The sequence below is a fragment of the Sphingomonas sp. GCM10030256 genome (genome assembly GCF_042666415.1).
GTDB lineage: Bacteria > Pseudomonadota > Alphaproteobacteria > Sphingomonadales > Sphingomonadaceae > Sphingomicrobium.
Genome location: NZ_JBHTDI010000001.1, coordinates 20,143 through 37,567 on the forward strand (window position 1 = coordinate 20,143; position 17,425 = coordinate 37,567).

The window sequence follows — 17,425 nt, forward strand, 5'->3', positions numbered from 1 at the left end:
TTCAGACCGCGAGGCGGACAAAGGACAGCGGCGACGCGGGACTGAGCAAGATCGGCTTGCCGGTGCTCGCCCGGAACATCTCGCCGTCGAGGATGACGTTGGAGCTGTCGCTTTCGATGCTGATCTCGTCCGATTCCTCGACGTGGACACCGCGCACTTCGCTGCGGCCGAGGCGCCCGGCGATACCTGCCCAGATACCCCGCAGGAGAGAACCAGGCTTCTGTTCGATGATGACCAGCTTCAAGGGGCCGCGGCCCGACCCCCGCAGCCCGCTTCCGAGCAGCAACTTCTCGAGCGTGGTCACGGCAAGAAGCGAGAAGCGGCCGGACAGCTGGCCGCTGCGCCGTACCGAAACCTGCACCGGCTCGGTGTCCGGCGGAAGAAAGCTGGCGCGAACCCCGAAGATCTGCCGGACCAGCACCGCAAGGGCGGTGATCACATGGCTGAGGCCGTTCGGTAGTCCGAGCGGATAGATCCGGTCTCGGCAGTACAGCATCGTGTCGGCCAGCCCGGCGCCGCCCAGGAACATACCGATCACGGGTTTGCCGGTGCTGTCCCCGCAACGCAGCGCAATCAGCTCGCGCGCGACGATTGACGATGCGAGGTCGCTGCGGGCGATCTCCAGCAACCGGCCGAGGGCAGTGATCGGGTCACCTTGGGCGCCAAGATCGAGAGCAATCAGATTGGTCTTCCCATTGGGGAGAACCGCCACCGGCGGCGGCGCGTCGGCGAAATGGCCGCCGTTGTGCAACTCGGTAAGGGCCGCCTGCACCGTTCCGTCGCCGCCGTTGATGACCAGCATGCAGGGCTTGACCCGCGCGATGGTCTTCAGCGCCTCGCCGATCTGTCCAGCCTGCTCAACTTCGTAATGGAAGATGTCCGGATGTTCGGCACAAAACGCCCGGATCCGGGGCAGCTGGGAAAGGTTGCCGGTCGACTTCGGGTTCGAAAGCAGTGCGATGCGCGTCTGACCCATCAGCTCTCCACGGGCCCGATCCGGAGCCCCTTCAGATATTGCAGCGTGACCGGCACCATCCGAGGACCGGAGCCGACGTCGAAGCTGGTTCGCGCGAAGCTTGGCCGGGCGCCGACCAGGCTCAACCCCGGGTTGCGGGAGAAGCCCCCGCCATCGGCCCGGTCAAGGTCCCGGTTTCCGTTGAGGTCGTGTTGGACCGCAACCGAATAGCGCCCGGGCTTCGGAACCGCGACGCAGACGTCCATGGCCCCACGCGAGTTCACGGGGACACGCACCTTGCGCAGCGAGGACTTCTTCTTGAGGTAACCGCGGGCATCGTAGAGCGTCACGCGCACCGTGCCGCTCGCCTGCTTGAAGCCGCTGACCCGCACTTGCACGGCCGGCTTGCCGGACTGGCAGGTGGCGGCATCCTTGCCCACCACGACGGCGGCAGCGGCAGAACCGGGCATCCCCACGGGAAGCACCAGCGCGGCGGCTGCGGCGAGGAGAACAGGTGTTCGAAGTTTGAGCATGCTTTTGTTCATCGGTCCGCTATATGATCAGTGGCCGGGAACGACCTGGAACACCCCTGTCGGTTTCGCATGTCGGCCCAGTTTGCGGCCAAATCATGGTGTTAGAGCGACTTAATCCGTGCGCAGCCTTTCGCTGATCGATCGATACATTGCGCGCTCGGTGGCGGTCCCGCTGCTTGGCACCCTGCTGCTCGCCGCGATGCTGCTGGTCCTGGACAAGATGCTTCGGCTGTTTGACTTCGTGGTCAACGCCGGCGGCCCGGTCAGCGTCGTCTGGCGGATGCTCGCCAACCTGCTTCCGGAATATTTCGCGCTCGGCATCCCCATCGGGCTGATGCTCGGCATCCTGCTCGCCTTCCGCAAGCTGGCCTTGTCGTCCGAACTGGACGCTCTGCGCGGCATTGGCGCGGGATTTGGCCGGCTGCTGCGCGTGCCGTATGCCTTCGCCGTCGGGCTGCTGCTGGTGAACCTGTTCATCGTCGGCTGGCTGCAGCCGTGGACCCATTACGGCTACGAACGGCTCCGCTTCGACCTGCGCTCGGGCGCGCTTGGTGCCAGCCTCAAGGTCGGTGAGTTCAACCAGGTCGGCAAGCGCTTCACCCTCCGGATCGACCGCAGCGAAAATGAGGGGACGCAACTCCACGGACTGTTCGTGCAGGTGGACGACCGCGACCGCAGCATCGTCGCCACCGCCGACCACGGCCGCTTTTTGGCGACCGACGACCCCGACACCATCCTCCTGCGCCTGGAGCAGGGGCGCCTCGTCCAGCAGGACAGCGATTTCAATGCGGCCCGCACCCTGGCGTTCGAAAGCTATGACCTGCCAATCAACCTGCCGGCGGTGGACGCCTTTCGTGGACGGGGCTCCGAAAGCGACGAAACGGACGAGCTGACGCTGCCCGAGATCATCCGCGAAGCCTATGGCGGGACCGCGGCCAACTACGAGGAGATGCTCGGCGCGCGGGCCAACCTCCACTTCCGCCTGACCGAGGTAGCAATGATGCTGCTGCTTCCCTTGCTGGCCATCGCGCTCGCGGTCCCGCCCAAGCGAAGCTCATCCTCGCTCGGCATCTTCGTCGGCATCGTGTTGATCGTGGCCTATCACAAGGTGAACCAATATGCGGAGGACGCTGGGGCGGCGGGGCGGATGGTCCCGGAGATCGCCCTGTGGGTTCCGTTCCTGCTGTTCGCGGGCCTGATCGCCTGGATGTACCTGACCCTTGCCACCAAGGTGGGGGGGCAGCCGATCGGCGCGCTTGAGCGGGGCGCGGGCAAGATTGGCAAGGCAATCCGCTCGGCTCTTCCACAGTTTGGGCGCGAGGCGGCAGGCGGCGCATGATCAACCTCAACTTCTTTCCGTCGCGGCGGATGGCCTTCTACATGGCCAAGCTGTTCGTCACTCGTAGCTTCGCCGTCCTGCTTGCCCTGGTGCTGGTGTTGATGACGCTCGATCTGCTTGGCGAGAGCGGCAAGATCCTTCGGGTGCCGGGTAACGGCGAGGCCGAGCTGTGGCGGTACGTCTCGCTCCGGGTGCCGATGCTGATCGCCCAGTTCCTGCCATTTGCCGCGCTGCTGGGCACGCTGATCACCTTCACGACCATGAACCAGAACAGCGAGGTCGTGGCGATGAAGGCTGCCGGTCTGTCGGCACACCAGATCCTGGCGCCCCTGGTGGTCGCCAGCCTCGGCATCGCGGCGGTCAGCTTCGTCTTCAACGAGCGGGTAGTGACCAAGGCGACCCGCGCGGTGACCGCCTGGGACGACAACGACTACAAACCCCTGCCCCCCGACAGCGGGATCATCAGCAATGTCTGGCTGATGGCGGGCGATGACCTCGTCAAGGCGCGGCAAGTGATCGGCCGCGGCCGCGCCACCCGCGTGCAGGGCCTGACGATCTACGATCGCGAGGGAAACCGCCTGCTCCGGGTGATCGATGCCGCTCGGGCAGCGCAAACCGCCGGCGGTTGGCGGCTGCGCGATGTACAGATCTACGACACGGCAATGAACATGACCCTGCGCCGGCCCGAGATGCTGGCGCTGGAAGGGGTCGAGCCGCAGCGCTTCACCCTCGCCAAGGTGGATCCGGACGAGCGGGACTTCACCGATCTCAGGCAGGCGATTGCAGCCCTAGAGCAGGGCGGTCGCCCGACGGCGGAAGCGGAAGCCGGGCTTTGGCACAAGCTTGCCAAGCCCCTGTCGACCGTTCTGATGCCGCTGCTTGCGGCGATCGCCGGGTTCGGGTTGGCGCGGTCGGGCAAGGTGTTGCTGCGCGCAACGATCGGCATGGCGCTCGGCTTCGCCTATTTTGTGGCGGACAATTTCGCCATGGCGCTGGGCAATGTCGGCGCCTATCCGCCCCTGCTTGCCGCCTGGGCGCCGTTCCTCCTGTTCCTGCTGATCGGCGAGACCGTCCTGATCAGAAGCGAGGAATGAGCGCAGCGCCCTAACGGCGCATCGTGCTTGCCGCGAGCCGTCCGACCAGTCCGGCCAGGCTGCGATGGTTGGTGGCGTGGAAGCTGGAGCGTTCGTCCAGCGCCCCGCTGATCCGGCGGTGAGCCTCGCCGAGGTTGTGGTACGGCACGCCCGGCAGCAGGTGGTGCAGCGCATGATAACGCAGGCCCACCGGAGCCCACAGCGCCGGCAGGGTGGCGGGCGGCGGCACGTTGACGCTATCCAGATATTGCGCCGTGACGGTCATCGGCTCGCCATCATTCTCCCACAGGTGCGCGACCAGAGTGCGCACCTGGTTGAGGAGCATGACGCCGGACACGACCACCAGCAGGATGATCGCATCGCGCAGTGGGAGCATGCTGCCCGCGACAAGGGCGATGAAGCCGATCGCCCACAGGCTGGCCGCGATTTCCTGCCAGCGCCACTGGGCCTTGATCTCGCCCTCGGGTGGGCGCCGGCGGAAATGCGGGTTGATCTGCAGTCCGGAATAACGCGCGACGACGATGTCGCGGAGCCGCGTCGACAACAAGGACAAGGGCGCCAGAACCGCGAACCGGATCAACAGCGCAACCGGCGCCAGCACCGACACCAGCAGGAACACTGGCAAGGTCCACGGCTTCATCAGCGCGAGCGGGAGGTATTCGGGATCCTCAACCGTGCCGTAGCGGCTCTTGGCATGGTGGAGATTGTGGACACCTTCGTACAGGAACGAAGGCGCCAGCAGCGGAATGCCGACCAGCAGGTTCCAGGCGGTGCGGAAGCCCGGAAGTGCCCGATGCTTGATGTGGGTCACTTCATGGATGAAGCTGCCTGCGCGATAAAGTGCGAGCACCGCAAGCACGCCGCAAAGCAGGGCCGCGCCGGCCGGCTGTAGCAGCATCGCCCCGGCGAGTGCGGCATAGCCGACCAACGCCGAGCCCAGCAGGTCCGCCCAATAGACGGGGGGTTTGGGCGTGTTGAGATCGCGGGTCAGATCCGCGGCGGCGCGCAGCATGGCCTTGTCATCGCCGCGGACACCATCGGCAAGTGGCCGCGGGCCAACGGCCGTGCCCTTTGCCTCGGCTCTGGCAAGCCGTGCTCCGTCGATGGTCAGCTGAGTCATAAGTCCTTGTCCGACTTGCGGGACTGCTCCGAGATAGTGGCACGAACATGGCGCAACAATGCGGATCGCCTCCGATATTTGCGATAGTGGTGACAGGACCGCCGGCGCGGGCTAGCCCGCAGTCATGAATGCTCCTGCCGCGACCCTCTCCATCCATCGCGTCGCCACGGCTGCGGACCGCCGGAAATTCGTCGATATCGCCTGGGAGGTGTACCGCGACGACCCGGCCTGGGTCCCGCCACTCAAGAGCGAAGTGCTGGGCCTGATCACTCCGGGCAAGAACCCGTGGTTCGAACATGCCCGTGCCGAATTGTGGCTGGCCATGCGAGGCGGCCGACCGGTGGGACGGATCAGCGCCCAGGTCGATCGGCTGGTGCTGGAGCAGATGGGCCCTGGAACCGGCCAGTGGGGCATGTTCGAGGCGCTGGACAGCGAAGCGGCGGCGGCGCTGATCGCCACTGCCGAAGAATGGCTGCGGGCTGAGGGAATGAGCCGCGCGCTTGGACCCATCAGCCTGTCGATCTGGGATGAGCCGGGACTGCTGATCGCCGGCTTCGACGAGGCGCCGACGGCGATGATGGGCCATCACCGGCCCGAGTATCGCGGCTGGGTCGAGGCTGCCGGATACGGCAAGGCGCGGGATCTCTACACGTACGAACTCGACATCCGGATCAACATGGTTCCGCTGATCCAGCGGCTGATCGACAGCGGCCATCGCAATCCCAGGATTGGGCTGCGCGAGGTCGACAAGAACCGGTTCGACGAGGAAGCGGCGATCCTGATGAGCCTGCTCAACGATGCCTGGTCGGAGAATTGGGGGTTCGTCCCCCTCACCGCGTCCGAGATCGCCTATGTCGGCAAGAAGCTGCGCCCGATCATCTACGAGGACCTCGTCTATGTTGCCGAGCTGGACGGGGTTCCTGCCGCCTTCATGATCACCATTCCGGACATCAACGAACTGACCGCCGACCTTGACGGCCGGCTGTTCCCGTTCGGTTGGGCCAAGCTGTTGTGGCGCCTGCGCAAGCCGCGAGTGCGACGGATGCGCGTGCCGCTCATGGGGGTCGCCAAGCGGCTTCAGGGCAGCCGGCTGGCGAGCCAGCTCGCTTTCATGATGATCGAGAAATCGCGGCAGGTTTCTGTCGCGAAATACGGCGCCACGCACGGCGAGTTCGGCTGGGTGCTGGAGGACAATCAGGGGATGATGTCGATCGCCCAGCTTCCTGGAGCGGGCATCAACAAGACATACCGGATCTACGAGAAGGCGCTCTAGGCGGCCAGCTTGATCCAGGTCGGCGCATGGTCGCTGGCCTTTTCCTCGCCGCGCGCCCAGCGGTCGACCCCGGCCGCCTGCAGGCGATCTGTGGCGACCGGCGACAGCAGCAGATGGTCGATGCGGAAGCCCGCGTCCCGCTGCCAGCAACCAGCCGTATAGTCCCAGAAGGTGTACAGCCGCTCCTCCTTCGGGTGCAGAGCGCGCAGGGCGTCTGTCCAACCCTGGTGCAGGATCCGCCGCCATGCCGCCCGGGTCTCCGGCTGCATCAACGCGTCGTGGCGCATCCGCTCGGCTGAGAAAACATCGCGATCTTCGGGGACGACGTTCCAGTCGCCGGCAAGCACCACCGGCCGCTCGGTCGCGAACAGCTCCGCCGAATGCTGGCGCATGCGCTCCATCCAGGCGAGCTTGTACGCGAACTTGTCGGTGCCCACCGGGTTGCCGTTGGGCAGGTAGAGCGAGGCGATCACCACCCCGTCGATCTCCGCCTCGATATAGCGGCTGTGGCTGTCTTCGGGGTCACCGGGCAACCCCACCCGGCGCAGATCGGGAGACCCGCCGCGGCGAAGAATCGCCACCCCGTTGAAGCCCTTCTGCCCATGCCACACCGCGCCATAGCCGGCGGCCTCGATATCGCTCACCGGCAGCGCTTCGTCCGCGCACTTTAGCTCCTGCAGGCAGGCGACGTCCGGCTGCTCCCGTTCGAGCCATTCCAGAAGGCGCGGCAGGCGGGCGCGGATGCCATTGATGTTGAAGGATGCGATTTTCATTGGGGTGGAGGACTAGGCGCGGCCCCCCAAAAAGCAACATCGCGATATCTAGACCGAGAAGCTTGATCCGCAGCCGCAACCGCTGGCAGCGTTGGGGTTGGTGACTTTGAACGCAGCACCGCCGAGATCCTCGACGAAATCGACCGCAGAGCCTTGGACGAGGTCGAGGCTGACCGAATCGACGACGAGCTTCACCCCGTCGGTCTCGGCCACGCTGTCGTCCGCCTCGACTGCATCGGCCAGCGCGAACCTGTAGCTGAACCCCGCGCAGCCGCCCCCATCGACGGAGAGGCGCAGCAATGGCGGCTTGCCTTGCCGAGCGGCGATTGCGGCGACGCGCCTGGCTGCGGAGAATGTGAGCGAGATTCGGGCCTGGGCTGTTGTGGTCACGAGCACGAGATAGGCTCGCGCGCCATCGACAACAAGTTAGCGCTGCGCCTTGGTCGGCCCGCCGAGCGCAACCTGGTCCATCGCGGCGCCGTTGCGGCTGCGGATCGCGACCAGATAGTCCGTCGATTTCATGAACGGGATCGGGTTGACCGCGCGACCGTCGATCCGGACTTCGTAGTGGAGGTGGCTGCCGGTCGAGCGGCCGGTCGAACCCATGCGGCCGATCACGTCGCCTCGCTTGATGCGCTGCCCGGGACGAACCGCGATCGACGACAGGTGGGCGTAACGGGTCTCGATCCCGCGGCCGTGGTCGAGCTTGATGAGGTTGCCGTAGCCGCCATTGTGCCAGCCCGCCGAGCTCACCACACCTTCGGCCGTGGCGTAGATCGGGGTACCGGCGGGACCGGCAAGGTCGATCCCGGCGTGCATCGCGGCGCTGCCCCGGAATGGATCCGAGCGGACCCCGAAGCTGGACGTAAAGGCGGCGGTGCGAACCGGCTTGTCGGCCGGAACGGCAATGGCGCTGTCCTGAAGCTGGTCGAGCTTCTTCCAGCTATTGAACAGGGCTTTGAAGGTCGGGTCGGCCTTGGCGGCTGGCTCGAACGGGCCGCCCACGGCCAGGCGGTTCGGCGACAGGCCGAGCTTCTTCAGCTCACGCGTAGCAACCCTGTAGCGCTCATCGAGCGTAGCAGCGGCGGCGCTTTCCTCGGCCGCAAGCTTGTCCTCGGCGCGGGCGAGCGGGCCAGCGATCTCGCTCGGCAGGGCGGCCAGAGTGGTGGTTTCCGGAAGTGCCGACGGGTCCACGTTGCCGCCGGCGATCATCTGGGCAAGCAGCTCCTGGCGCTGCTCGATCGCACGGGCGCGCAGCTCGGCGGCAGCGGCGAGTTGCTTGAGGCCGCCACCCTGGACGACCACGGTGGGACGAGCCGGAGCCGTCATGATCCGGGCAGCGGCAAAAACCGACCAGCCGACCAGAAGAACGGTGAGCGCAAAAAGAAACGCCTGTACCGGAAGGGACAGGCGGATGCGGCGGAGCTTGGTACCGTCGTGCACGAACAGGTCGCGGCTGCGGAATAGGCCGGGGGTTGCGGTCAAGGCGTGCGCCATGTCGGTGTATTGCTCCCAAAATCTCAAACGAAAGCCTCGCAGCGAAAAGCCACTCGGCTTTCTTGTTCTGTCGAGAGCTCCCCAGCCCCCGCCAGCCACTGCGATTTGCCCATCGCCGTGCTGACAGAGAATAAGAGACCTGCGTTGGTTAATGAATTCAACCTTCCGGGCGAGTTTGCGGGATGAGTTGCAGGGGCGAAGCGATGAGCCGAGCCGAGTCGTACCCCGCTCAAGGAACAATTTCGCGCTTATCCACAGAATCGAAGGTCTAGTCCCCGGTTGCGGCCAGCCGCAGATCGGCTAAGTCTCGTCGCGGGCCACGCCGTCCCAACGCGGCGCGTGCTCTCTGCGAGGAGAGTTGAAGTGAATCGTCCTGCCGTGCGGCCGCAAAGGCCGTTCTTTTCGTCGGGCCCCTGCGCCAAGCCGCCAGGCTGGAGCCCCGACAAACTCAGCCTCGAAAGCCTCGGGCGGTCGCATCGCTCCAAGATCGGCAAGGCGCGGCTGAGCCACTGCATTGCCCTAATGCGCGAAGTCCTGGAGCTTCCCGACACCCATCGGGTCGGGATCGTTCCCGGCTCCGACACCGGTGCGTTCGAGATGGCGATGTGGTCCATGCTCGGCGCGCGCGCGGTGACCCTGCTGGCCTGGGAAAGCTTCGGCGAGGGCTGGGTCACCGACGCGGTCAAGCAGCTGAAGCTCGACCCTACGGTGCTCCGCGCACCTTATGGCGAACTGCCCGCCTTGAGCCGGATCGACTGGTCGAACGACGTCCTGTTCACCTGGAACGGAACGACATCGGGCGTGCGGGTGCCGGACGGCGAGTGGATCGCCGGCAATCGCGAGGGCCTGAGTTTCGCCGACGCGACCAGCGCGGTGTTCGCGATGCGCCTTCCGTGGGACCGGATCGATGTGGCGACCTTCTCGTGGCAGAAGGTGCTCGGCGGCGAAGGCGCTCACGGAGTGCTGATCCTCGGCCCCCGAGCGGTCGAGCGTCTGGAAAGCTTCCCCCCAGACCGGCCGCTGCCCAAGCTGTTCCGTCTGATGAGCGGCGGCAAGCTGAACGAAGGCATCTTCAAGGGAGAGACGATCAACACACCCTCGATGCTGGCGGTGGAGGATGCGATCTTCGCGTTGGAATGGGCGACCGAGCTCGGCGGGCTCGAGGCCCTGATCGCGCGCAGCGAAGCCAATGCGGCCGCGCTCGACCGGATCGTGCAGGAGCGCAGTTGGCTTACCCATCTCGCGCACCAACCGGAAACGCGCTCGACCACAAGCGTTTGCCTGTCACTGGAGGGCGCGGACGAGGCTCGGATCAAGCAGATTGCCGCGCTGCTCGAAGCGGAGGAGGTCGCCTACGATATCGCGGGATACCGAGACGCTCCGCCGGGGCTGCGCGTGTGGTGCGGGGCGACGGTGGAAACGAGCGATATCGAAGCGCTCGGACCGTGGCTCGACTGGGCGTGGGAAGAAACTGCCCGCTGATTGTCTCCCCCCGCGAGGGTGGAATCCATGTGCCGCAGCGGAATGGCGCGGGATCAAATTCCGCCTTTGGATAACGAGGAAATAGCGTGAATTCCAAAGTTCTCATTTCCGACAAGATGGACCCCAAAGCGGCCGCCATCTTCCGCGAGCGCGGGATCGAAGTGGATGAGATCACCGGCCAGACGCCGGACGAACTCGCAACGATCATCGGCGACTATGACGGCCTGGCAATCCGATCGTCGACCAAGGTCACGGCCAAGCTGCTGGCATCGGCGGAGCGCCTGAAGGTCGTCGGTCGCGCGGGGATCGGGGTCGACAATGTCGACATCCCGGCGGCGACCGCCCACGGCGTGGTCGTCATGAATACCCCGTTTGGCAATTCCATCACCACCGCCGAGCATGCCATCGCCCTGATGTTCGCGCTTGCCCGCCAGCTGCCCGAGGCCGACGCCTCTACCCAGGCCGGCAAGTGGGAGAAAAACCGCTTCATGGGCGTGGAGCTGACGGCCAAGACGCTGGGACTGATTGGGGCCGGCAACATCGGCTCGATCGTCGCCAGCCGGGCGCTGGGGCTTCGGATGAAGGTCATCGCCTTCGATCCCTTCCTGACGCCGGAACGGGCGCTGGAGCTTGGAGTGGAGAAGGTCGAGCTCGACGAACTCCTTCGCCGCGCCGACTTCATCACCCTGCACACGCCACTGACCGACCAGACCCGCGGCATCCTCAGCCGCGACGCGCTGGCGAAGACCAGGCGGGGCGTGCGGATCATCAATTGTGCGCGCGGCGGGCTGATCGACGAGGGGGCTCTCAAGGAGGCACTCGACAACGGCCACGTCGCAGGCGCCGCGCTGGACGTGTTCGAGACGGAGCCGGCGACCGCCTCGCCGTTGTTCGGAACGCCAGGGTTCATCTCCACCCCGCACCTCGGCGCATCGACCAGCGAGGCGCAGGTCAACGTCGCCATCCAGGTCGCCGAGCAGATGAGCGACTTCCTGTTGCTCGGCGGGGTGACTAACGCGATCAACATGCCGAGCCTCAGCGCCGAAGAGGCGCCGCGGCTGAAGCCCTACATGGCGCTGGCAGAGAAGCTCGGCCGGCTGGTCGGGCAAGTGCTTGGCGAGGAGGTCCGCTCAGTCGCGGTCGAGGTCGAAGGTGCCGCGGCCGAACTCAACCAGAAGCCGATCACCGGGGCGGTGCTCGCGGGGCTGATGGGCACGTACAGCCAGACGGTGAACATGGTGAACGCACCCTTTCTGGCAAAGGAACGCGGGCTGGACGTGCGCGAAATCAGGCACGACCGCGAGGGCGATTACCACACCTTGCTCAGCGTGACGGTGGGGACCGGGTCCGGGGAACGGCGGGTCGCCGGCACGTTGTTCGGCAATCGGGCAAGCCGGCTGGTGGAGATCTTCGGCATCCGGGTCGAGGCCGATCTCACCGGCGACATGCTCTACATCGTCAACGACGATTCCCCCGGTTTCATCGGCAAGCTCGGCTCGACCCTGGGCGACGCGGGGATCAACATCGCGACCTTCAACCTGGGACGCCACGAAGCGGGGGGTGAGGCGGTCGCTCTGGTGGCAGTCGACGATCCTGTTCCAGCGGAGGTGGTTCGGAAGCTCTGTGCCTTGCCGGGCGTGCGGGAAGTAGTGCCCCTGAGCTTCTAGAAAGCCGGCCCGCGGGCCACCCACGCGCTGAGCGCAAGCAGGGCAGCGCCGAGCCAGCCGCGGGAAATGAGGAAGGGGTGCTGAACTGGACGCATCACCGCCTTCCCAATAGGAGGGCGGACTGAATCGCGGCTGACCGCGCCGTTCAGAAAAGGACCGACCGTGGGCAACGTCACCGTTATCGGCGCGCAATGGGGCGACGAGGGCAAGGGCAAGATCGTCGACTGGCTTGCCAGCCGGGCCGGAATGGTAGTCCGCTTCCAGGGGGGGCATAACGCCGGGCACACGCTGGTGGTCGGCGGCGAGGTGTACAAGTTGTCGCTGCTGCCTAGCGGAATCGTCCGCAGCACGCCCTCGATCATCGGCAACGGCGTGGTGCTCGACCCGTGGGCACTCCGAAAGGAGGTCGAGCGGCTGCGCGGGCAAGGTGTCGCTGTCACTCCCGAAGTGCTGCGGATTGCTGAAACCTGCCCGCTGATCCTTCCCATTCACCGTGACCTCGATGCCTTGCGCGAGGACGCGTCGGGAGCGGGCAAGATCGGGACCACTCGCCGCGGAATCGGTCCAGCCTATGAGGACAAGGTCGGCCGCCGAGCGATCCGCGTGTGCGACCTCGCCCATCTCGAGGAGCTCGACCCGCTGCTCGATCGTCTGTGCGCGCACCACGATCACCTGCGCGCCGGTTTTGGCTACCCGCCGGTGGACCGCGCCCGGCTGAAGAGCGATCTTCGCGAAATCGCCGACTTCGTGCTGCAGTTTGCGCGGCCGGTCTGGGTCGATCTCGACGAGGCGCAGCGAGCCGGCAAGCGCATCCTGTTCGAAGGTGCGCAAGGCGTGCTGCTCGACGTCGATCATGGCACCTACCCTTTCGTCACCTCGTCCAACACGGTCGCGGGGACCACCGGCAGCGGCAGCGGCACGGGCCCAGGCGCGGCCGGTTTCGTGTTGGGAATTGTAAAGGCGTATACCACGCGGGTCGGCTCCGGCCCTTTCCCGACCGAGCTGGAGGACGCCGTCGGCCAGCGGCTCGGTGAGCGGGGGCATGAGTTCGGCACGGTCACAGGGCGTCAGCGCCGCTGCGGCTGGTTCGACGCGGTGCTGGTGCGGCAGGCGGTGGCGGTGAGCGGCATCACTGGCGTGGCGCTGACCAAGATCGACGTGCTCGACGGGCTCGACAAGGTGCGGATCTGCACAGGCTATCGAATCGACGGGCGCGAGTTCGACTATCTTCCGCCGCACGCCGCGGACCAGGCGCGCGTGGTGCCGGTCTACGAGGAAATGGACGGCTGGAGCGATAGCACTGCCGGGGCTCGCTCGTGGGCGGAGCTACCGGCCCAGGCGATCAAGTATATCCGCCGGGTGGAGGAACTGATCCGCTGCCCGGTGGCGCTGGTGTCGACCTCGCCCGAACGCGACGATACGATCCTGGTGCGGGATCCGTTCGCGGGGTGACCCTCGGCGGGGGCTGCACCTTACTTCTTGTCAGGCGCCTGAGCTTTCATCTGCGCGCCGAGACCCGCTGCATCCTTCCCAAGCTCCGGCATCATCTTCATCATCTCCGGGAAGGACTGCATCGCTCCCCGAAGCACGTCGGGCTCGAACCACAGCCCGACCATCTGGCGGCCGTACGCCGCGCCGGTCGGGGTTGCGAGGAAGCCGTTGATCTCGCCAAGTTGCCGCGCATCAAACTTACGCGCCAGCGACCGCGCCATGCCCTCGCGGAACTTGGGCTCCGCAACGTCGCCAAGCTTCACGAACATGGTCTTCGCGAACGCCTTGCCAGCCGCCAGCTTTGCGTCGAACTGCGGGTCCTTTGCTGCCAGCGCCTGACCCAACGGTACCCGGCTTGGCGCCGCGCCAGCCTTGCTCTTGCCCTTGGCGGCGCCCGAAGGCATCAATTCGGCGAAATCCGCCTCGGTCATGCCGAGCACCTGATCCGCCGTCCTCTCGATGAAGCCGTTCATCGCCTCGGCATAGGCACCCTTGGGAAACATCAGCATGGTCACGCCGCGGGCGGCGGCAAGCCGCATCGGCTCGGGCTCCGGTCCCGCAGGGAACAATCGGTCGAGGAACTTGGTCATCACCGCCATGGCCTGCGCCGGATCGAGGTCGGGCTTGGTCGGCGTTTTCCGAGCCGCGGTCGCGGGCGATCGCTTCGCTGGCGCGGCAGCCAATGCTGCGGCGGGCGTGGCACCCATGGCAACTGCGGCCAGCAGGATATGAACCCACTTCATTTCTTCCCCTTTGTCAGCGACCACTCCCGCGGCTGGCCTGAGCCGTTAGCTGCCGAAGCTTAACCGGTGAGACCGTTGGAAAGGTTAACTGCTGCGCCTCGGCGAAGTTGAACGCTTAACCTCGAAGACGCTCGCTCCCGCGGGTTCACAGGGGTTCGAGATCAGCTCAGCCACCTCTGCCGCTGGAGGGCCACGGCGCATTCGTCCGATCAATGCTCCCACAGCCGGCTCGTCACCCTCAACATGAGCCTCGACCGAACCGTCCGGGCAATTGCGCACCCAGCCTTTGACAGCGAGTTGGTCGGCCTGCTGCTTGGTCCACTGGCGAAAGAAGACCCCCTGCACGCGGCCGGTGACTCGTGCATGGCGGGCAATGACAGAGACCACAGGCTTGTCTCCAGAAGACTGGGTTATGCCAGTAAGGCAACGCTGCCAGCAACGGCGAACACGCCCCCGAGGAGCGCCAAACCCCTCGAATAGCGCTTGAACCGATCAGGCTCGTCCCACCGGTTGATGTGCTTGAAGCCCGCAAGCGGAACATGCCCGACGATTTGACCAAGCATGTATCCAGCCCCGAACAGCAGGGCCAAGAACATCAAGAGAAGGGTCACACCGTCGCGATATCCGGCGCGTCTTCGGCCTTCATGCCGACAACGTGATAACCCGCGTCGACATGGTGGGTTTCGCCGGTCACCCCGCTGGCCAGATCAGACAGCAGGTACAGCCCGGCCCCCCCGACATCCTCGATCGTCACGTTGCGGCGCAGGGGCGAGTTATACTCGTTCCACTTCATGATGTAGCGGAAGTCGCCGATGCCGCTGGCGGCGAGCGTCTTGATGGGCCCGGCGCTGATAGCGTTGACGCGCACGCCGTCCGGGCCAAGGTCGGCGGCGAGATACTTGACCGAGGTTTCCAACGCGGCCTTGGCGACGCCCATGACATTGTAATGTGGAATGACCTTTTCGGCGCCGTAGTAGCTCAAGGTCAGCATCGAACCGCCCGGCTGCATCATCCGCGCCGCGCGCTGAGCGCAGGCGACGAAGCTGTAGACTGAAATGTTCATGGTCAAGAGGAAATTGTCGAGGCTGGTGTCGACGAACTTGCCGCGAAGCTCATTCTTGTCCGAAAATCCGATCGCGTGGACCAGGAAGTCGAGGCCGCCCCAGCGCTCCTGCAATTCGGCAAACGTCCGGTCGAGCGCCGCCATGTCGCCGACGTCGCAATCGAGCAGCAGGTTGGAGCCGAGCTGCTCGGCCAGCGGCCGCACCCGCCGCTCCAGCGCCTCGCCCTGGTACGAAAAGGCCAGGTCCGCCCCGGCCTGCCCAAGCTTCTGCGCGATCCCCCACGCCAGCGACCGATCGTTGGCGAGACCCATGATCAGCCCGCGCTTGCCCTGCATCAGTGCGGTCATGCCGCGACTCCTCCCCCTTCTTCCTTGCGCACGTCTTCGCCGGGCGCAGGCTCTTCGACTTCAAGTTCCTGGCTGAACGGCCCGGAGTAGATTTCCCCCTTTAGCGCCGTCGCGCCGGTTTCGGCCAGCGCCGCGTTCAACTCCGCGCCCATCACCACGCCGAGCCCGACGACGAAGAAGAACAGCAGGGCAATCATGACCCCGGCCAGGCTGCCGTAGGTGAGGTCATAGCCGCCTGCCAGGCTGATGGCTTCAGGCAGGAGTTCCGCGGTGCCGAGCCACCAGAGGGTCACTAGCAGCGCACCTGGCCACTTGCGGCACTCCCGCTTGCGGTAGCGCGACGGAGTGAGGATAACGAAGACGGCATAGACCGTGCCGAACAGCGCTGCCGCGGGAATGAGCCGGTAGACCTGGATCAGGCCCGCCACATCACCAAAGGCTGGCACCAGGTGGATGATCGCCTTCTCCAGCGAACTCATCGCCACCGAGGCCGCAAAGGCGGTCATCAGCAGGATCACCGCGCCCAGGATGAGCGCAATGGAGATCAGCCGATATTCCCAAAAAGGGGCGCAGAACTTCACCCCATAGGCTCGGCGCAGAATGTCCCGGATCGTTTCGGTGAAGCTGGTCGCGGTCCACAGACCGACCAGGCCGCCGAACCACAGCAAAGGTCCGGTCCGGGCCGTGAGCACCTCCCGGATCGGTTCTCGCAGCACAGCGGCGACGTCGGGCGGCAGTTGCTGGAGGAGCGCCGCAACCGTCATCTGGCTGTCTTCGCTCCGCCCGAGCAGCGAGGCCACGGCGGCCGCCGTGATGAAGAAGGGGAACATCGACAGCAAAGCCAGGTACGCAAGATTGCCGGCATGGATGAAGCCGTCGTTGTACACGCCGACCGCCACCCGCTTGATCACCTCGAACGGTCGGGAGCCCGGCTTGACTCGGTCGACGACGCGCTCGCCGAAGCGCGCCTTGAGCATGGCCAGGCGCTTGCGCCGGGCCTCGGGAGATTGTGGAGAGCCTTCCTGCATGGGAGGTTAGACGCCCAGGCTCCCCCGGGGGTTGCCCTCGCCACCCGACCAGCCGGCGACGAAGTTTTCCAGCGCCGCATCCCCGGCTGGCAAATCAACGCTGAGTGTGACCAGCTGGTCGCCCCTTGCGCCGCCCTTCCCGGAAAAGCCGCGGCCCTTGATCCGCAGCACCTTGCCCGACGAACTGCCCTTGGGCACGGTCAGCATCACCGGACCATCAGGCGTCGGCACCTTTACTTTGCCGCCCAACACCGCTTCCTTGAGCGTCACCGGCAAGGTCAACCGGATATCCTGGCCGTCGCGGGTGAAGAAGCGGTGGGGCTCGATCGCGATGGTGACCATGGCGTCGCCGGTGCCGCCCGGACCCGATTCGCCCTTGCCCGCCAGGCGGATTCGAGTGCCGTCCTCCACGCCGGGGGGAAGCTTGAGGTCGATGGTCTTGCCGTCTGCCAGCGTCACACGCTGCGGCGCGAGGGTTGCGGCGTCAACGAATGGGACTGTCAGCCGATACGCGACATCCGCGCCGCGTGGCGGTGAAGAAGAACGACGGCCACCGAAGCCGCCGCCCCCGAACGGGCCGCCGCGGCGAGCGCCCGCTGCACCGCCGAACAACCCCTCGAACAAGTCGGAGATATCGGCGGCATTGCCCTCGAACCCCCCGCCCCCGGGAAAGCCTTCGAACCCGCCTGGTCCGCCGCCCGGGCGAGCGCCGCCTGCCGCCCCGCCGAAGCCGCCGCCGAACGGCATCTTGGGATTGCCTTCCTCGTCGATCTCACCGCGGTCGTAGCGGGCGCGCTTGTCCTTGTCGGACAGCAGGTCGTAGGCGGACGTGATCTGCGCGAACCGCTCGGCAGCCTTGGGATTGTCCTTGTTGCGGTCGGGATGGAGCTGCTTGGCGAGGCTGCGGTAGGCCTTCTTGATCTCGGCTTCGGTTGCGCCCCGCTTGACCCCGAGCCGTGCGTAAAGATCCATGCGAAATTTCGACCCTTCATCACTCATCTGCCCGCGCGACGACGTAC

18 protein-coding genes are annotated in these 17,425 nt (G+C 65.9%); 6 read left to right on the forward strand and 12 right to left on the reverse strand.

Annotated features, from left to right (window positions below):
- Window position 1: 1 nt before the first annotated feature.
- Together ACFQPG_RS00100 and ACFQPG_RS00105 are read right to left on the reverse strand one after the other, a co-directional pair.
- Complete coding sequence (locus ACFQPG_RS00100; protein WP_380809252.1) at window positions 2–976, reverse strand: diacylglycerol/lipid kinase family protein; 975 nt, start codon at window positions 974–976, stop codon at window positions 2–4.
- The gene (locus ACFQPG_RS00105) at window positions 976–1,488 is read right to left on the reverse strand and encodes a DUF2141 domain-containing protein (RefSeq protein WP_380809254.1); all 513 of its coding nucleotides are present in this window, start codon (window positions 1,486–1,488) and stop codon (window positions 976–978) included. The genes ACFQPG_RS00100 and ACFQPG_RS00105 overlap by 1 nt, the downstream gene beginning before the upstream one ends.
- 118 nt (window positions 1,489–1,606) lie before the next feature.
- On the opposite strand from ACFQPG_RS00105, the gene lptF reads away from it, so the two are divergent.
- Window positions 1,607–2,827 (forward strand): LPS export ABC transporter permease LptF, encoded by a 1,221-nt coding sequence (gene lptF / locus ACFQPG_RS00110; RefSeq protein ID WP_380809256.1) that lies wholly within the window; start codon window positions 1,607–1,609, stop codon window positions 2,825–2,827.
- On the forward strand, window positions 2,827–3,921 hold the full coding sequence (gene lptG, locus ACFQPG_RS00115) for an LPS export ABC transporter permease LptG (protein WP_380811641.1): 1,095 nt from the start codon (window positions 2,827–2,829) through the stop codon (window positions 3,919–3,921). The genes lptF and lptG overlap by 1 nt, the downstream gene beginning before the upstream one ends.
- Before the next feature lie 10 nt (window positions 3,922–3,931).
- Here the strand turns inward: lptG and ACFQPG_RS00120 are convergent, their stop codons facing one another.
- Entirely contained in the window at window positions 3,932–5,041 is a 1,110-nt protein-coding gene (locus ACFQPG_RS00120) for a fatty acid desaturase family protein (RefSeq protein ID WP_380809257.1), read from the reverse strand.
- A gap of 124 nt (window positions 5,042–5,165) precedes the next feature.
- On the opposite strand from ACFQPG_RS00120, the gene ACFQPG_RS00125 reads away from it, so the two are divergent.
- Window positions 5,166–6,314: an N-acetyltransferase gene (locus ACFQPG_RS00125; protein WP_380809259.1), complete on the forward strand. Its 1,149-nt coding sequence runs from the start codon at window positions 5,166–5,168 to the stop codon at window positions 6,312–6,314.
- Here the strand turns inward: ACFQPG_RS00125 and xth are convergent.
- The 3 genes from xth to ACFQPG_RS00140 are packed head-to-tail and all read right to left on the reverse strand — an operon-like array spanning window position 6,311 to window position 8,572.
- Window positions 6,311–7,087 carry an exodeoxyribonuclease III gene (gene xth / locus ACFQPG_RS00130; RefSeq protein ID WP_380809260.1) on the reverse strand — a complete coding sequence of 259 codons (777 nt, stop codon included), beginning with the start codon at window positions 7,085–7,087 and terminating at the stop codon, window positions 6,311–6,313. The two genes, ACFQPG_RS00125 and xth, sit on opposite strands and share 4 nt — an antisense overlap.
- Before the next feature lie 48 nt (window positions 7,088–7,135).
- A complete protein-coding gene (erpA, locus tag ACFQPG_RS00135; RefSeq protein WP_380809262.1) occupies window positions 7,136–7,477 on the reverse strand; it encodes an iron-sulfur cluster insertion protein ErpA in 342 nt (113 codons plus the stop codon).
- Between the two features lie 36 nt (window positions 7,478–7,513).
- Window positions 7,514–8,572 (reverse strand): M23 family metallopeptidase, encoded by a 1,059-nt coding sequence (locus ACFQPG_RS00140; protein WP_380809263.1) that lies wholly within the window; start codon window positions 8,570–8,572, stop codon window positions 7,514–7,516.
- Window positions 8,573–8,947: 375 nt separating this feature from the next.
- On the opposite strand from ACFQPG_RS00140, the gene ACFQPG_RS00145 reads away from it, so the two are divergent.
- The 3 genes from ACFQPG_RS00145 (at window position 8,948) to ACFQPG_RS00155 (ending at window position 13,185) form a co-directional block, all read left to right on the forward strand.
- Window positions 8,948–10,066, forward strand: a complete 1,119-nt coding sequence (locus tag ACFQPG_RS00145; protein WP_380809264.1) for a phosphoserine transaminase — start codon at window positions 8,948–8,950, stop codon at window positions 10,064–10,066.
- A gap of 116 nt (window positions 10,067–10,182) precedes the next feature.
- A complete protein-coding gene (gene serA / locus ACFQPG_RS00150) occupies window positions 10,183–11,733 on the forward strand; it encodes a phosphoglycerate dehydrogenase (RefSeq protein ID WP_380811643.1) in 1,551 nt (516 codons plus the stop codon).
- Window positions 11,734–11,895: 162 nt separating this feature from the next.
- On the forward strand, window positions 11,896–13,185 hold the full coding sequence (locus ACFQPG_RS00155; protein WP_380809266.1) for an adenylosuccinate synthase: 1,290 nt from the start codon (window positions 11,896–11,898) through the stop codon (window positions 13,183–13,185).
- Window positions 13,186–13,205: 20 nt separating this feature from the next.
- Here the strand turns inward: ACFQPG_RS00155 and ACFQPG_RS00160 are convergent, their stop codons facing one another.
- The 6 genes from ACFQPG_RS00160 to ACFQPG_RS00185 form a co-directional block, all read right to left on the reverse strand.
- On the reverse strand, window positions 13,206–13,967 hold the full coding sequence (locus ACFQPG_RS00160) for a hypothetical protein (RefSeq protein ID WP_380809268.1): 762 nt from the start codon (window positions 13,965–13,967) through the stop codon (window positions 13,206–13,208).
- An 84-nt stretch (window positions 13,968–14,051) separates the two neighbouring features.
- Complete coding sequence (locus ACFQPG_RS00165; protein ID WP_380809270.1) at window positions 14,052–14,354, reverse strand: acylphosphatase; 303 nt, start codon at window positions 14,352–14,354, stop codon at window positions 14,052–14,054.
- 23 nt (window positions 14,355–14,377) lie between these two features.
- Window positions 14,378–14,530: a hypothetical protein gene (locus ACFQPG_RS00170; RefSeq protein WP_380809271.1), complete on the reverse strand. Its 153-nt coding sequence runs from the start codon at window positions 14,528–14,530 to the stop codon at window positions 14,378–14,380.
- 44 nt (window positions 14,531–14,574) lie between these two features.
- On the reverse strand, window positions 14,575–15,378 hold the full coding sequence (gene fabI / locus ACFQPG_RS00175; RefSeq protein ID WP_380809273.1) for an enoyl-ACP reductase FabI: 804 nt from the start codon (window positions 15,376–15,378) through the stop codon (window positions 14,575–14,577).
- Window positions 15,375–16,406, reverse strand: a complete 1,032-nt coding sequence (locus ACFQPG_RS00180; RefSeq protein ID WP_380809275.1) for a YihY/virulence factor BrkB family protein — start codon at window positions 16,404–16,406, stop codon at window positions 15,375–15,377. The genes fabI and ACFQPG_RS00180 overlap by 4 nt, the downstream gene beginning before the upstream one ends.
- Window positions 16,407–16,412: 6 nt before the next feature.
- The gene (locus ACFQPG_RS00185) at window positions 16,413–17,378 is read right to left on the reverse strand and encodes a DnaJ C-terminal domain-containing protein (protein ID WP_380809277.1); all 966 of its coding nucleotides are present in this window, start codon (window positions 17,376–17,378) and stop codon (window positions 16,413–16,415) included.
- Window positions 17,379–17,425: the final 47 nt, after the last annotated feature.